Raw genomic sequence first — 1260 nt, forward strand, 5'->3', positions numbered from 1 at the left:
CACTTGGTTTTCGAGACTAGCCTTGTAATACTATCATAAAGCCAACCTAGAACGGCGGGGTTTCAGACCCAAAATTTCCGATGAAAAAAATACATCAGCTGCCGTCAGGCTTGAATCAGTGATCAGTAATCAGTAATCAGTAATCAGTGATCAGTATTCTCCGAGTCGGGAGTCAGTATTCAGGAGATTGCTTTTATTTATTCTCCCCACACCCCACACCCCACACCCCACACCCCACACCCCATCATCCCACTCCGTTCTCCCCTCTCCCCATCTCCCCACACGCCAACTAAATCACTTAATTTGTGCTACGATAATAGTTTTGGGATAAATTTAAATAGGAGCAGACTGTCTGTATGTCTCGTTATAGAGGACCGCGCTTGCGCGTTGTGCGTCGTTTAGGGGAATTACCAGGCTTAACCCGTAAAAATGCCCGTCGTGCCTATGCACCCGGGCAACATGGCCAGGCCCGCAAAAAACGTTCAGAATATGCCATTCGTCTAGAAGAAAAACAAAAACTGCGTTTTAACTACGGTGTCAGCGAGAAACAATTAATTCGCTATGTCCGCAAAGCTCGCCGGGCTACCGGTTCCACTGGTCAAGTGCTGCTGCAACTCTTAGAAATGCGTCTGGATAATACCGTTTTCCGTCTCGGTATGGCTGGGACAATTCCGGGGGCGCGACAATTAGTCAATCACGGTCACGTCACCGTTAACGGTAGAGTTGTGGATATTGCCAGTTATCAGTGCCGTCCGGGTGATGTGATTGGAGTCAGAAATCAAGAGCGTTCCCAGGATCTAGTCAAAAGAAATATGGAATACCCCGGTTTAGCCAACCTGCCGAGTCATTTGGAATTTGACAAAAATACCCTTGTGGGCAAAGTGAATGGCGTTGTGGAAAGAGAATGGATTGCCCTCTCGATTAATGAACTGTTAGTAGTGGAATACTACTCTCGGAAAGTCTAGGAAAAAAGCCTTTTCCAGATACCTTGAGGACGCAAGTGGCAGCGTCCTTATTTTATTCTTTAAATTTAGGTTGAAAGATAGCAAAAATACGATGCTAAGTAGCTGGTTATAATTAAATTAAAAATGGATTTTAGGTTTGATCCCCCCTGCCCCCCTTGATAAGGGGGGTGCCGATAGGCGGGGGGATCCCCCCTTAATAAGGGTAGGGCTGTTTCATTTAAATTAAGTATAGCTGATTTTGAGTCAATAAATTTGACCGAAGATTCTCAAGTTTATCTTGTTCTAACCAAAAGAG

At 45.2% G+C, this 1260-nt stretch carries 2 protein-coding genes; both read left to right on the forward strand.

The annotated features are described in order from the left end of the window. Positions 1-146 precede the first annotated feature (146 nt). Positions 147-293, forward strand: coding sequence for a hypothetical protein (locus PX482_RS21715; protein ID WP_288094347.1), 147 nt, complete (start codon positions 147-149; stop codon positions 291-293). Positions 294-356: 63 nt separating this feature from the next. After that, positions 357-965, forward strand: coding sequence for a 30S ribosomal protein S4 (gene rpsD / locus PX482_RS21720; RefSeq protein WP_002798058.1), 609 nt, complete (start codon positions 357-359; stop codon positions 963-965). Positions 966-1260: the final 295 nt, after the last annotated feature.

The sequence above is a fragment of the Microcystis sp. M53602_WE12 genome (assembly GCF_030065455.1).
GTDB classification, from domain to species: Bacteria; Cyanobacteriota; Cyanobacteriia; order Cyanobacteriales; family Microcystaceae; genus Microcystis; species Microcystis aeruginosa.